The organism is Streptacidiphilus jeojiensis, from assembly GCF_042510965.1.
GTDB lineage: Bacteria > Actinomycetota > Actinomycetes > Streptomycetales > Streptomycetaceae > Streptacidiphilus > Streptacidiphilus jeojiensis.
Genome location: NZ_JBEUKS010000019.1, coordinates 108,966 through 122,189, shown reverse-complemented (window position 1 = coordinate 122,189; position 13,224 = coordinate 108,966). Strand labels below are relative to the sequence as shown.

Annotated in this window: 11 protein-coding genes and 1 riboswitch; of the genes, 2 read left to right on the top strand and 9 right to left on the bottom strand. The window is 75.1% G+C overall.

Annotated elements, in window-relative coordinates; all coding sequences use genetic code 11:
• Positions 1–64: 64 nt before the first annotated feature.
• Genes cobC through cobI form a run of 7 tightly spaced genes read right to left on the bottom strand, consistent with a single transcriptional unit; the run spans position 65 to position 7,155 of the window.
• Complete coding sequence (gene cobC / locus ABUW04_RS36700; RefSeq protein ID WP_380568686.1) at positions 65–1,117, bottom strand: Rv2231c family pyridoxal phosphate-dependent protein CobC; 1,053 nt, start codon at positions 1,115–1,117, stop codon at positions 65–67.
• Positions 1,107–2,024 (bottom strand): sirohydrochlorin chelatase, encoded by a 918-nt coding sequence (locus tag ABUW04_RS36695; RefSeq protein WP_030263244.1) that lies wholly within the window; start codon positions 2,022–2,024, stop codon positions 1,107–1,109. The genes cobC and ABUW04_RS36695 overlap by 11 nt, the downstream gene beginning before the upstream one ends.
• Positions 2,021–2,620, bottom strand: coding sequence for a precorrin-8X methylmutase (locus tag ABUW04_RS36690; protein ID WP_030263241.1), 600 nt, complete (start codon positions 2,618–2,620; stop codon positions 2,021–2,023). Before ABUW04_RS36690 ends, ABUW04_RS36695 begins: the two co-directional genes overlap by 4 nt.
• Positions 2,617–4,314: a precorrin-3B C(17)-methyltransferase gene (gene cobJ / locus ABUW04_RS36685; RefSeq protein WP_380568685.1), complete on the bottom strand. Its 1,698-nt coding sequence runs from the start codon at positions 4,312–4,314 to the stop codon at positions 2,617–2,619. Before cobJ ends, ABUW04_RS36690 begins: the two co-directional genes overlap by 4 nt.
• On the bottom strand, positions 4,311–5,582 hold the full coding sequence (gene cbiE, locus ABUW04_RS36680) for a precorrin-6y C5,15-methyltransferase (decarboxylating) subunit CbiE (protein WP_380568684.1): 1,272 nt from the start codon (positions 5,580–5,582) through the stop codon (positions 4,311–4,313). The genes cobJ and cbiE overlap by 4 nt, the downstream gene beginning before the upstream one ends.
• Entirely contained in the window at positions 5,579–6,424 is an 846-nt protein-coding gene (cobM, locus tag ABUW04_RS36675) for a precorrin-4 C(11)-methyltransferase (RefSeq protein ID WP_380568683.1), read from the bottom strand. Before cobM ends, cbiE begins: the two co-directional genes overlap by 4 nt.
• On the bottom strand, positions 6,421–7,155 hold the full coding sequence (gene cobI, locus ABUW04_RS36670) for a precorrin-2 C(20)-methyltransferase (protein ID WP_380568682.1): 735 nt from the start codon (positions 7,153–7,155) through the stop codon (positions 6,421–6,423). Before cobI ends, cobM begins: the two co-directional genes overlap by 4 nt.
• A gap of 74 nt (positions 7,156–7,229) precedes the next feature.
• Positions 7,230–7,383: riboswitch (cobalamin riboswitch) on the bottom strand.
• 110 nt (positions 7,384–7,493) lie between these two features.
• Here cobI and ABUW04_RS36665 point away from each other — a divergent pair.
• Together ABUW04_RS36665 and ABUW04_RS36660 are read left to right on the top strand one after the other, a co-directional pair.
• Complete coding sequence (locus ABUW04_RS36665) at positions 7,494–9,863, top strand: ATP-binding protein (protein WP_380568680.1); 2,370 nt, start codon at positions 7,494–7,496, stop codon at positions 9,861–9,863.
• A 310-nt stretch (positions 9,864–10,173) separates the two neighbouring features.
• Positions 10,174–11,235, top strand: coding sequence for a hypothetical protein (locus tag ABUW04_RS36660; RefSeq protein ID WP_380568679.1), 1,062 nt, complete (start codon positions 10,174–10,176; stop codon positions 11,233–11,235).
• A gap of 27 nt (positions 11,236–11,262) precedes the next feature.
• Here ABUW04_RS36660 and ABUW04_RS36655 read toward each other — a convergent pair whose 3' ends face one another.
• Both ABUW04_RS36655 and cobO read right to left on the bottom strand, forming a co-directional pair.
• Positions 11,263–12,633, bottom strand: a complete 1,371-nt coding sequence (locus ABUW04_RS36655) for a cobyrinate a,c-diamide synthase (RefSeq protein WP_380568678.1) — start codon at positions 12,631–12,633, stop codon at positions 11,263–11,265.
• Complete coding sequence (gene cobO / locus ABUW04_RS36650; protein ID WP_380568677.1) at positions 12,627–13,223, bottom strand: cob(I)yrinic acid a,c-diamide adenosyltransferase; 597 nt, start codon at positions 13,221–13,223, stop codon at positions 12,627–12,629. The genes ABUW04_RS36655 and cobO overlap by 7 nt, the downstream gene beginning before the upstream one ends.
• Between the last annotated feature and the right edge of the window lies 1 nt (position 13,224).

Sequence of the window (13,224 nt, the reverse complement as noted above, 5' to 3'; positions counted from 1 at the left end):
TGAGGACATGACACGCCGCCCATCCGGCCGAGTCAAGATGCTGGACAAAGTTCAAGTATGTGAATCAGAGTTGAAGGGCCGTCAGTGCCTCGAAGAAGGCGTCCAGGGTGGCCTTGTCGCGCACCGCGATCCGCAGCCAATCGGGCCCCAGACCTGGGAAGGTGTCACCCCGCCTGACCGCGAACCCGGTGCCGCGCAGCCGCTCCCGGACACTGGCGGCGCCGGCCATCCGAATGAGTACGAACGATGCAGCGGGCTGACCGTAGGTCCGAATGCTGGGCAGTTCCGCCAGTCGGGAGAGCAGGTAGTCCCGGTCCTCGGCGGTGGCCCGGGCTGCTGCCTCCGCCTCGGCCAGCGCGGCCGGGGTGCTGCACGCCTCGGCGGCGACCAGGGCCGGGGTCGAGACCGGCCACAGCGGCTGGGCCGCCGACAGGGCGTCGATCATCGCGGGGGCGGCGAGGACGTAGCCGATGCGCAGCCCGGCCAGGCCCCAGGTCTTGGTGAGGCTGCGCAGCACCACCACGCCCGGCAGGTCGCGCCGTCCGGCCAGGCTCTCCGCCTCGCCCGGGACGGTGTCCGCGAAGGCCTCGTCCACCACCAGGGTCCGCCCGGGGCGGGCCAGCGCCGCCAGGGCGGCGGCCGGGTGCAGGATCGAGGTCGGGTTGGTCGGGTTGCCGACCACCACCAGGTCGGCGTCGGCGGGGACGGCCGCCGGGTCGAGCCGGAAGCCGTTCCTGGGGCGGAGCACCAGCCGCTCCACCGGGTGCCCGGCGTCGCGCAGCGCCGCCTCCGGCTCGGTGAACTGCGGGTGCACCACAACCGCGCGGCGCGGCTTGAGGGTTCGCGCCAGCAGCACGAACGCCTCGGCTGCGCCCGAGGTCAGCAGGGTCTCGCCGTCGGGACGCCGGTGCCGCCGGGCGACGGCCGCGCGGGCGGCCCGTCCGTCGGGGTAGGCGGCCAGGCCGCCCAGGGTGTCCGCCAGCCGCTGCCGCAGCCACGGCGGCGGAGTACCGGCCCGCACGTTCACCGCGAGGTCGACCAGGCCGCCGCCGACCTCGGCGTCGCCGTGGTGGCGCAGGTAGCGATGGTCCGGGCGGCCGTCCCGATCAGTGGACATGCGTGTGCGAGCCGGACCCGTGGTCGTGTGAAGGGCCGTGCGACGAGCCGTGTGAAGGATCGTCAGGGTGGTGGTGCGGGCGCTGCGCCGCACCGACGCGGTCCTCGAAACCAGGCATGGCGACACGATAGACGCAGGTGTCACAGTTCATCCGGAGATCTCCGGCAAGTGCCTCCCGGTAGCGGGCCAGGACCAGTTCGGCCAACTCCTCGGTGGGGCCCATCACGGCGGCCTGGCGCAGGTCGGTGTCCGGGTGGGCGGCGGCCCAGTCGGCGGCCTGCTGTTCCACCCGTTCGGGGAGGATGCCGGTGAACAGGAAGTAGGGCAGCACCACGATCCGCCGGGCGCCGAGCAGCCGGCAGCGGGTCAGCCCGGACGGGACGTCGGGCGCGGCGAGCGAGACGAACGCGGTCTCCACCCCGGCCAGGCCCCGGCCCTCCCACAGCAGCCGGGCCACCTTGACCACCTCGGCGTTGGCGTCCGGGTCGGTGGAGCCCCGGCCGACCAGCAGCACGGTGGTGTCGGCGCGCTCCTCGGGTGCCAGCACCTCGTCCAACCGCCGCTCCAGGACGGTCAGCAGGGCCGGGTGCGGGCCCAGCGGGCGGCCGTAGGAGAAGGAGGTGCCGGGATGGCGCTCGCGCTCGCGGACCAGGGCGGCCGGGATGTCGCCCTTGGCGTGCCCGGCGGAGACCAGCACCAGCGGGACCGCGGCGAAGCGGCGCGCTCCGGCCTCGACCAGCTCGGCGACGGCGTCGGCCAGCGGCGGCGGGGACAACTCGATGAAGCCGCCGCCGACCGGGGTGTCCGGGAGCCGGTCGCGCAGCCCGGCGACGAAGGAGCGGAACGCCTCGGCGCCGGCCTCGTCGCGGGTGCCGTGGCCGACGATGAGCAGGGCAGGGGGTGTCACTGGGGGGACTCCTCGTAGAGATCCGGGTAGAGCAGGGCGTTGGCGGCGGCCGCGGCGACCGCCGAACCGCCCTTCTCGGAGATGTTGCTGACGGCCGGCAGCCCGGAGGCGCGCAGCGCCGCCTTGGACTCGGCGGCGCCGACGAAGCCCACCGGCAGGCCGATGACCAGCGCCGGACGGGCGTCCAGCAGCAGCAGTTCCTCCAGTGCGGTCGGGGCGCAGCCGATCACCCACACCGCCCCGTGGCCGACCTCCTCCAGGGCCAGCCGGACGGCGGCCGCAGAGCGGGTCAGCCCGGTGGCCGGGTCGCCCTTGGCGTCGCCGAGCCGGCACAGCGCCCGGCGGGTGGTGATGCCGGCGGCGACCATCTGCACGTCGGCCACCAGCGGCGCTCCGGCCGCCAGCGCGTCGGCGGCGGCGCGCAGCACCGTCTCGTCGGCGATCACCAGGTCGTCCAGGTAGGCGAGGTCGGCGCTGGAGTGCACCACCCGCTCGGCCACGGCCCGGGTGAGCGGCGGGAGATGGCTGGTGTCGGCCCTGGCCCGCAGGCGGCGGTAGGACTCGCGTTCGATGGGGTGGACCTGGCGCGCCGTCATGACTGCCACCGGTAGCCGCGCGGGGTGACCATCCGGTCCGCGACCGTGCGCGAGGCGGTGTTGCCGACCACCACGACGGTGGTCATGTCGACGGTGCTGACGTCCAGTTCGGCCAGGGTGGTGACGGTGTGCCACTCGTCGGCGCGGGAGATCGCATGGGCGACCCCGACCGGGGTGTCCGGCCTTCGGTGCTCGGCCAGCAGCGACAGCGCCTTGGGAAGCTGCCAGTCCCGGCCCCGGCTGCGCGGGTTGTAGAAGGTGACCACCAGGTCGGCCTCGGCTGCGGCGCGGACCCGGCGCTCGATGACCTCCCAGGGGGTGTGCAGGTCGGAGAGGCTGATCGAGACGTGGTCGTGCCCCAGCGGCGCGCCCAGCAGCGAGGAGGCGGCCAGCGCGGCGGTGACCCCGGGGACGCCGACCACGTCGATGTCCGGGCCGGCCTCGGCCAGAGCGGGGGAGGCCATGGCGTAGACGCCCGCGTCGCCGCTGCCGATCAGGGCGACGGCATGGCCCTGCTCGGCCAGGCGTACGGCACTGCGGGCGCGCTCCTCCTCGGCGCCGAGGCCGGTGGCCTCGATCCGGGTGCCGGGGCGCAGCAGGTCGCGGATCTGGTCGACGTACTGGTCCAGGCCGACGATCACCGACGCCCGGCGCAGTTCCTCGCGCGCCCGCGGGGTGAGCAGGTCGCGCGCTCCCGGGCCGAGCCCGACCAGCGCCAGCCGTCCGCGCGGCGACTTGCGGACCACGGCGACGGTGGCCATCGCGGCCCGGCCCTCGGGGGCGGACTTCCGCTTGGGCACCAGCAGTTCGCCGCCGCCGAGCAGCGCCGCCGCCTCGGCCACGCTGGGCGTGCCGACGGCCGCCTGCGGGGCGGGCGAGGGGTTGGGGACGGCGACGGCTGCGAGCGCCTCGGCGGGGTGGGCGACCAGGTCCACGCCGAGGGCGGCGGCGGCCGCGAGCAGCCCCGGCTCGTCGGCCTTGGCGTCCACGGTGGCCAGGTAGCTGACGGAGTGCCGGCTCAGCCCGGCGTCGGCGAGGGCCGCCTCGACCAGCCCGAGCACCTCCTCGGTCGGGGCGCCGCGGCTGGCGCCGACGCCGACGATCAGGCTGCGCGGACGCAGCGTCACCGTCGCTGGCCCGGCGGCCTCGTCGATGCGGTCGCTGATGACGACCACCGGTGCCTCCGACGGTGCGTCAGGCGTCAGGTTCGGCGGCAGGGCGGGCAGCGGGTGGACCGCGTCGGACACCAGCCGGACCGGCGCGCCGTCCAGCAGCGCGCGGCTCACCGCGGCGAGTTCACCCTCGACGTGCAGTCCGAGGGTGTCCAGGCCGGGCAGGCCCATCGCGTCGGTGGCGGTGGTCAGCACCGGCTGCGCGTCCAGGGCTTCGGCGACCCGCTCGGCCAGCCGGTTGGCGCCGCCGTCATGGCCGCCGACGAGCGACACCGCGAAGTGCCGGGCCTCGTCCACGCAGACCACCCCGGGGTCGCCGTGCTTGTCCGCCAGCAGCGGGGCGATCAGCCGCACGGTGGCGCCGGTGGCCAGGAAGCACACCAGCTGCTCGCACTCGGCCCAGGCCCGGGCCACCGAGGCGGCGACGGTCTGCTCCTGGTAGAGGGTGCAGCCGCCCAGCGCCCCGGCGAGTTCGGCGGCGGCCGAGCGGCCGGCCGACGTCGCTGCGATCAAGCCGATCACTGTTCATCTCCTGACGATGGATCAAGTCGGTTGCCCCAGAGGACGAAAATCGGATTGGTGGCGGCCAGGCGGACCACTCCGCCGGGCAGCGGGGCCAGCCGTGACGACTGCAGCTGCACGCCCTCGGCGGTGAAGCCCGCTGCGAGGAGTGCGGCCCGCACGGCTGGGATCCGGTCCAGGGCGGCCAGCGTCACCACCACGGTGCGCCGGGCGCGCTCGGCGCAGGCGGCCACGATCTCCGGCAGATCCGTGCCGCCGCCGCCGACGAACACCGCGTCGGGCTCCGGGAGTTCGGCGAGGACATCCGGGGCGGCCCCGTGTACCACGAGTACATCGAGACCATGCGCCGCTGCGTTTGCGGTGACCCGCTGCACTCCGTCCGCTGCCTTCTCGACCGCGACCACGGCCGCGCCGAGCCGGGCGCACTCGACGGCCACCGAGCCGCTGCCCGCGCCCACGTCCCAGACCAGCTCGCCCAGCCGCGGTCCGAGCCGGGCCAGCGCCAGGGCACGGACCTCGGCCTTGGTGACCATGGAGTCGCGGTGCTCGAAGGCGTCCTCGGGCAGTCCCCAGCCGCCCTCGGCGGCGTCAGCGCCCCCGGCGACGGCACGCATCGCACCGGGGCGCTCGGCGCCGGGGCCCAGGCTGAGCACCACATGGACGCCGGGCCAGTCCCGCGCAGCGGCCTGTTCCGGCGTCACCTCCTCGATCCGCTCGCTGTCGGCGCCGAGGTCGGTCGCCACCAGCAGCCGGCGCCGCAGCCCGGGGACGGCGGCCAGCGCCGCCCCGATCTCAGCGGGCCCGGCGCCGGGCGCGGTCAGCACGGCGACCTTGCGGTGCGCCCGGCAGACGTTCAGCGCGGTACGCGGGTCACGGCCGTGGGCGCTCACCACCACCGCGTCGTCCCAGGGCAGACCCACCCGGGCGAAGGCCTCCGCGACGCTGCTGACGCCGGGTCGGACGTCCAGCGCCTCCGGGCCGAAGCGTTCCGCCAGGGCGCGGACGATACCGAAGAACCCCGGATCGCCGGAGGCCAGCACCACCACCGGACCGGCGCCGTCGTCCAGCGCGGTTGCAGCCGCGTCCAGCGCCGGTGCCAGCGGACCGAGCGCCACCGCCCGCTCCGGCGGTACCCCGGCGGCGTCCAGGTGCCGTCGCGCGCCCAGCACCAGCCCGGCGCCGGCGACCAGCGCAGCGTGCGCCGCGGCCTGCCCGGCACCGAGGACGGTGATGCGGTGCCGGAACGGGCGCCGGTGCCGGTCCGTCACGAGGCGCCGCTGCCGCGCAGGGCGCGCCGGGCCGCCAGGTCGGCCTTGCGGAAGGTGTGGAAGTGGCCGGGGTGGTAGAGGTGCGACCGGGTCCCGGTCGCCGCCAGCGCCGGGCCGACCAGGAACAGCGTGTGCTTCCACAGCCGGTGCTCCTTGACGGTCGCCTCCAGCGTCTCCAGCGTGCCGTAGAGCACCAGCTCGTCCGGCCAGGTCGCCTGGTAGGCGACCACGACCGGGGTGTCCAGCGGGTAGCCGCCCGCGGTCAGCTCCTCCACCAGCTGCTTGGTGCGCGCGGCGGAGAGGAAGACCGCCATGGTGGTGCCGTGCCGGGCGAAGTCGCGCACCTCCTCGCCGGGCGGCATCGGGGTCTTGCCCCCGCCGAGCCGGGTCAGGATGACGCTCTGGGCCACCTCGGGGATGGTCAGCTCGCGCTGGGCGATGGCGGCGACGGCGGAGAAGGAGGAGACGCCGGGGACGATCTCGGTCTCCAGGCCCAGCTCCCGGCAGCGGTCCAGCTGCTCCTGGACAGCGCCCCACAGCGAGGGGTCCCCGGAGTGGATCCTGGCCACCCGGCGGCCCTGTTCGGCGGCGCGCCGGTACTCCGCCAGTACGTCCTCCATCGGGACCAGCGAGGAGTCCAGGATCACGGCGTCCTCGCGGGCGTGCTCCAGCACCTCGGCCTGGACCAGGCTGGCGGCCCAGATCACGGTGTCCGCCTCGGCGATGGCCCGGGCCGCGCGGAAGGTGAGCAGATCGGCCGCGCCGGGGCCGGCGCCGACGAAGGTGACCTTGCCGGTGCTGCCGGCGGTGCCGTTGTCGGAAGTCGCAGCGGTACCGGTCACAGCTTGCCTCCACGGCGGGTGCGGGTCGCGGGCGCGATCAGGGTCGAGAGGTAGGGCAGCGGTCCGGTCAGCGGGTGTCCGGCCGGACGGATCCGCTCGTCCGGCAGGCCCAGCGCGGACCCCCAGACGGCGCTGCCGTCCCGGCCGGTGTCCCGCAGCGCGGCGGCGACCTGCTCGGCCAGCCGTCCGAACTTGTAGGCGACCACGGTGCCGGGCCCGGCCAGGGCGTCCCGCAGCACCTCGGCGCCGGCGGTCACCGGGACCAGCGTCAGCGGCTCGGTCCCCTCGGCCAGCACGGTGCCGCTGCGCGCGGCCAGGTCCTGCATGGCGGTGATGCCGGGGACGGTCTCCACCACCAGGCCGGGGACCAGCGGCGCCAGGGTCTGGGCGAGGTAGGTGAAGGTCGAGTAGACATTGGGGTCGCCGATGGTGGCGAAGGCGACGCTGCCGTGCTCCCGCAGCAGCTCGGCGACCCGGGTGCCGGCCGCGTCCCAGGCGGCCTCGCGGCGGGCCCGGTCCTCGCGCTCGTTCAGGGCGAAGACCACCCGCTCGACCTTGGCCGCGGCACCGGCGACATGGTGCAGCACCGTCGCCTCGGCCCGTCCGGTCTCACCGCCGTCCAGCACCGGCACGACCACCACGGCGGCCTCGCGCAGCACCCGGACCGCCTTGACGGTGACCAGTTCCGGATCGCCGGGACCCATCCCCACCCCGGTCAGTCGCGGCGTCACCACGGTGCGGGCAGGCGGCAGGGCACAGGGGCGCAGCAGCGCATGGCAGTAGTCCTCACTCGGGGTCCGCGCCCCGGATCGTGGTGTCGGCGGCCAGAGTTCCTGGCTCGGGGACGACCGCACCCGGTGCTCGGGCGCGCCGCCCGGTGACAGTGGCGGGACCGCGCCGGATTCGCACCGGACTTCCTCATCATTGCCGCCGTACAAGGCTCCAAAATCCCACCACGTGGCCCGTCGCCAGGTCAACCGGGGCGGCTGTGTCCTCGCCCACGCCCCGTTCCCCGCCGTTCTGACTGATCACCACCACCGGGAGTGAACGAACCGATACTCTCGGAAGAGTGCGGACCGGCGAGGCGGGCGGGGTGGACATGACCTTCAGCGTCCATGGCAGGCGAGTCGGGGAACTGCCCGCCGAGGTCACCGGCTTCGTCGGCCGGAGCGCCGAACTGGCCACCGTGGAACGGCTGCTGACGCAGGCCAGACTGGTCACCCTGACCGGCCCCGGCGGGGTCGGCAAGACCCGGATCGCGCTGCGCACCGTCGCCGGGATGCGCGAGCGCTATCCGGACGGCGTCTTCCTGGTCGAGCTCTCCGCCCTGCCCGAACCCGAACTGCTGCCCAGGGCGGTCTGCGCCGCGCTGGGGATAGTGGACCAGACGGCCCGTCCGCCGCTGGACTTCCTCACCGAGTACCTGGCCGACCGGACCGCACTGCTGGTGCTGGACACCTGCGAGCACCTGGTCGACGCCTGCGCCATGCTCGCCGACCTGCTGCTGCGGGACGCGCCGGGGATCGGCATCCTGGCGACCAGTCGGCAGCCGCTGGACGTCCCGGGGGAGCACACCCTGGTCATCCCCCCGCTGCCGGTCCAGGACGAGGGCCCGGACGGGGTCGGCGCGGTGGCGCTGTTCGCCCAGCGGGCGTCCGCGGTGCTGCCGGGCTTCGCCCTGGGCGACGGCAACCGCGCCGACGTGCTGGCGCTGTGCCGACGGCTGGACGGCATCCCGCTGGCCATCGAACTCGCCACGGTACGGCTCCGCGCCCTCCCGCTGGACCAGTTGGTGGCCCGGCTGGAGGACCGCTTCCGGCTGCTCACCGGCGGCCGGCGCACCGCACTGCCGCGGCACCAGACCCTGCGGACCACCATCGGCTGGAGCCACGAGCTGTGTACGGCCGAGGAGCGGCTGCTCTGGGCGCGGCTGTCGGTGTTCGCCGGCAGCTTCGACCTGACCGCGGTGGAACGGGTCTGCGCCGGCGGCGAGCTGGCCGCCGGCACGGTGCTGGAGCAGCTGATCGGCCTGGTCGACAAGTCGGTGGTGCTGCGGGTCGACTCCGAGGACGCCCGGACCCGATACCGTCTGCTGGACACCATCCGCGAGTACGGCGGCGAGTGGCTGGAGCAGACCGGCGAGGAGGCCGCGGTCCGGCACCGGCACCTGGCCCACTACCGGGCGATGGCGGGCGAGTTCCGGACCCGCTTCGCCACCGACGCGCAGCTGCCGCTGTTCCGCGCGCTCGGCCCGGAACTGGAGAACCTGCGCGCCGCGCTGCGCTTCCAGATCGATAGCTCCACCGATCCTGACCAGGCCCTGTCCTTCTGCACCGACCTGTGGGCCTTCTGGGTCTGCTCCGGGCTGCACGCCGAGGGGCGGCACTGGATCGACCTGGCCCTCGCCGAGCAGCCCGCGCCCACCGCGGCCCGGTCGCTGGCGCTCAGCCTCGGCGCCCAGCTGTCACTGTTCGCCGGCGACCACGACGGCGCACTGCCGGGCCTGCTGGAGGCGCTGGCGATCGCCGAGCAGCTGGACGACGACCGGCTGCGGCTGCACGCGCACCACTTCCTGACCCTGGCCGCGGGCTGGCGCGGCGACTACGAGCAGGTCGAGGCCCACACCCAGAAGATCTTCGAGTATCTGCGCCCCGGTGAGGACCCGGTCAGCGACGGCCTGATGATGGCGCACTGGGCCCTCAAGCACGTGACCACCGACCGTCCGGACAAGGGCGTGGAGATCTGCGACGCGCACCTGGCGGTGCTGGCCGCGGAGCCGGACGAGTGCTGGCTACGCGGCTTCCTGCTGCTGGTGAAGGCCCAGGCGCAGTTCGCCCTCGGCCAGTACCAGGAGGCCTCACTGACTGCCCGTCAGTCGCTGCGGCTGCGCACCGAGCTGGGCGACCGCACCGGGCAGGCGTATGCGCTGGAGGTGCTGGCCTGGGTCGCGGCGGCAGAGGGCCGGCACCGCCGGGCCGCCTGGCTGCTGGGCGCCGCCGCCGCGCTCTGGGAGCGGTCCGGGCTCCCGCTGAGCGGCGCCGTCGAGCTGCACGGGCCGCACGACACGGCGGTGCGGCTGATCGTCGCGGCCCTCGGCGAGCCGCTCCGGGCGGAGTGCCACCGGCAGGGGGCGTCCTGCGAGCCGGAGCGGGCTGTCGAGTTGGCCCTCTCGGAGGCGGACACCCCGCAGCCGGTGCAGAACGGGCCGGAGCAGCCGGCGCGGGCCCCGGGACCGGATCTGCTGACCCGCCGTGAGCGCGAGGTCGCCGCGCTGGTCGCCCAGGGCATGTCGAACCGTCAGGTCGCCGAGCGACTGGTGATCTCCAAGCGCACCGCCGACGCCCATGTCGAGCACATCCTGGCCAAGTTGGGCTTCTCCTCGCGCACCGAGATCGCCGCGGCCGTGGCCCGCTCGCAGGTCGTGGAGGGCAGCGTCTAGGTAGGTGCCGGCGCAGATCTAGGTATACCTGTTTCGGTCGGTTACCGATGCCCGGGCCGGGGCCCGCGGTCGATGCTGGAAGCACGTCGGGCCGCACCGGAGCCGGGTACAGCAGGGGGTCCGCAAGGGCCTCTGGGACCGGTACGGGGGGCAGCCCGGCGACCGTCACGGCATCCGCCGTTGCAGCAGGGGCTCCCCCGGTTCCACTGGCGGGGGGTGCCGTGGCGGGCCCGGTCGTTGTTCCGGGCACCCGCCCTGCACTGACCCGTCCTCGCACCGACTCGCTCCGCACCGACACGAGGAGGCCGCCATGGCCACCGAGGCAGCCACTCCGCCCGAACCCTGCCCGACCGACGACACCCTGCTCGGCCGGGACCGCGAACTCGCCTCCCTGCACCGGGCACTGGGCACCCGGCGGCTGGTCGCACTGACCGGGACGGTGGGCGTAGGCAAGACCCGGCTGGCCCGGAAGGCCGCGGAGGTCTGGCACGGCGAGGTCGGCGGCCGGGTCCGCCGGGCCGATCTCGGCTCGCTGCTCGCACCCGAGCTCTTCGCGGTCACCCTCGGCTACGCCCTGCGGGTGCCCGAGCGTCCCGGCGTCTCCGAACTGGGCGGCCTGGCCCGCGCATTGGGGACGGAGCCGACCCTGCTGCTGCTGGACGGCACCGAACGGCTCAGGGGCCGGGGTGCGGCGGCGCTGGAGTACCTGCTGGACACCTGCCCCGAGCTGACGGTGCTCTGCGCAGGCCGGGCCGGCCCCGGTTCGCACCATGAGCACGGCCAGCGCCTGGAGCCGCTGGCCGAGACCCCGGCGGTGGCGCTGCTGCGGCTGAGGGCCCGTCAGTTCGGGGCCGGCCCGATGGCCCGGGGAGGCAGGGAGCATCTGGACGCGCTGCCGCTGTGCCACCTGCTGGACCGCAACCCGCTGGCCCTGGTGCTGGCCGCCAGCCGCCTGGTCGACACCCCGCCCCGGCGGCTGATGACCGAGACCGCCTGCCCGGCCGGGCTGCTGGCACTGGCCCCCGGTGAACTCGATCCGGCGCACGCCGAGGCGGGCCGGCGCCATCTGCCGGACCGCACGCTGCGGTCCGCCGCCGAGGCCAGCCATGAGCTGTGCACCGAGGACGAGCGGCTGCTGTGGGCCGCACTGTCGGGGGTCCCGGTCGGCTTCGACCTGGCCGACGCGCACCAGGCCTGCGCCGGGCTGGCGCTGCCGGGGACGCCGCTCTCGGGCCCGGCGCTGGAGGCCGCCTGGGCTGGGCTGATCCGGGCCTCGGTGCTGGTCCGGTACGGGGCGGGCACCGGCCGCTACCGGCTGCCCTTCCTGCTGCGGGCCTATGGCCGCGAGCAGGCGCGACAGCTCAAGCGCTGACGGCGGCTCGCTGGCGCTGACGGTGGTTCAGGCGCCGAGCAGTGCGTGCCCGAGCAGCCGGTGCGGCAGCTGCGGGGCGCCGGCCCAGTGCAGATGCAGGTAGGAGGCGTGCAGGGTGGGCGAGGTGAACCCCTCGGTACGCGGCCCGGCCGCCCCGCGCCAGCCCCAGGCGGGTGCGGGACCGCCGCCCGGCTCGCAGACCGTGCGGTGGAACTCGTGCCCGTTCAGCCGGGTCCCGGCCGCCGCCAGCGGGCTGTCCGACAGCGCCACCGCCTCGCGGTAGCCCAGGGTCAACCGCTCGGTCATCCGCGCCTCCGCGTCCAGCACCCCGCACATCGGGGCCCCGTCCAGCGAGCGCGACAGGTAGAGCAGCCCGGCGCACTCGGCCACCAGCGGCGCACCGGAGGCGGCGAGCGCCCGGACCGACTCCCGCAGCGCGGTGTTGCCGGACAGCCGCTCCGCGTACACCTCGGGGAAGCCGCCGCCGATGACCAGCGCGGAGGTACCCTCCGGCAGCTTCTCGTCGCGCAGCGGGTCGAACGGGGCGACCTCGGCGCCGGCGGCGGCGAGGAGTTCGGCGTTCTCGGCGTAGCTGAAGGAGAAGGCGGCGCCCGAGGCCAGCGCGACCACCGGCCGCCCCGGCACCGGCCCGCCCAGCGCCTCGATCTCCGCAGCCGGGTCCCAGGGTTCGGCGTCCAGCGCGGGAGCACTGCGGGCCAGCGCCAGCAGCGCCTCCAGATCCACCCCGGCCCGGACCAGCTCGCCCATGGACCGCACCGCACGCAGTGCGTCGGCGTCCCGCTCCACCGCCGGGATCAGCCCCAGGTGCCGGCTGGGCGTCACCACCTCGGCCTGCCGCCGCACCGCACCGAGTACCGGCACGCCGCCGCTCTCCAGGGCGTCCCGCAGCAGCTCCTCGTGCCGGTCCGAGGCGACCCGGTTGAGGATCACCCCGCCCAGCCGCACCTCCGGATCCCAGGACGCGAACCCGTGCACCAGCGCCGCCACCGACCTGCTCTGCGAGGAGGCGTCCACCACCAGCACCACCGGCGCCCGCAGCAGCTTGGCCACATGCGCCGTCGACGCGAACTCCCCACGCCCCGCCGCCCCGTCGAACATCCCCATCACGCCCTCGACCACGGCGACGTCCGCCCCGGCCGCGCCGTGCAGCAGCAGTCCCGGCAGTCGCTCGGGTCCGCACAGGAAGGCGTCCAGGTTGCGTCCCGGACGGCCGGTGGCGAGTGCGTGGTAGCCGGGGTCGATGTAGTCGGGACCGACCTTGTGCGGCGACACCGCCAGCCCCAGCCCGGTGAGCGCGGCCATCAGCCCGGTGGCGACGGTGGTCTTCCCGCTGCCGGAGGAGGGGGCGGCCAGGACGACCCGGGGGAGCGCTACCACTCGATGCCGCGCTGGCCCTTGCGGCCGGCGTCCATCGGGTGCTTCACCTTGGTCATCTCGGTGACCAGGTCGGCGGCGTCCACCAGCGCCGCCGGGGCGTTGCGGCCGGTGATCACCACATGCTGGCTGCCGGGACGGTCCTTGAGCACCGCCAGCACCTCGTCGGTGTCGATCCAGCCCCAGTGCAGCGGATAGGTGAACTCGTCCAGGACGTAGAGCCGGTAGGTCTCGGCCGCCAGGTCGCGCTTGACCTGCTCCCAGCCCTCGCGGGCCGCGTCCTCGCTGTTCTCGATGGAGCGCTGCACCCAGGACCAGCCCTCGCCCATCTTGTGCCAGGCCACGCTGCCGCCCTCGCCGCTGGCGCCCAGCACCCGCAGCGCGTGCTCCTCGCCGACCTTCCACTTGGCGGACTTGACGAACTGGAACACCCCGATCGGCCAGCCCTGGTTCCAGGCCCGCAGGGCCAGCCCGAAGGCGGCGGTCGACTTGCCCTTGCCGGGCCCGGTGTGCACGGCGAGCACGGGCTGGGTACGGCGCTGACGGGTGGTCAGGCCGTCGTCGGGAACGGTGGTCGGCTGTCCCTGCGGCATG